This window comes from Pseudomonas sp. SIMBA_067, from assembly GCF_046534675.1.
Classification (GTDB): Bacteria; Pseudomonadota; Gammaproteobacteria; order Pseudomonadales; family Pseudomonadaceae; genus Aquipseudomonas; species Aquipseudomonas putida.
The window spans coordinates 1-235 of the sequence record NZ_JAWRYH010001381.1 but is presented as its reverse complement, the minus strand read 5'-3'; the positions used below and the strand labels follow the sequence as shown (position 1 = coordinate 235).

Genomic DNA, 235 nt, shown 5'->3' with positions numbered 1-235 from the left:
GTGATTAATAATACCCAGCTTAAATTGTATGCTTGGTACGATAATGAATGGGGATATGCAAACCGTACCGCCGAACTTATGCTAAAAGTAGCAAAAAGTGATGTAGTTAATTAGCACAAGGTATTAACCATGTTTGCTCAACTTAGTGATTTACCTCAAGCGATAAAACAATATTTAATTATTACCGGTAATTATTGGGCGTTTACTTTAACCGATGGGGCGCTGAGAATGCTGG

1 pseudogene is annotated in these 235 nt (G+C 37.0%); it reads left to right on the top strand.

Annotation, left to right across the window (positions count from 1 at the left end):
* A pseudogene (locus SB765_RS33890) lies at nt 1-114 on the top strand (type I glyceraldehyde-3-phosphate dehydrogenase); the annotation flags it as partial.
* Nucleotides 115-235 lie beyond the last annotated feature (121 nt).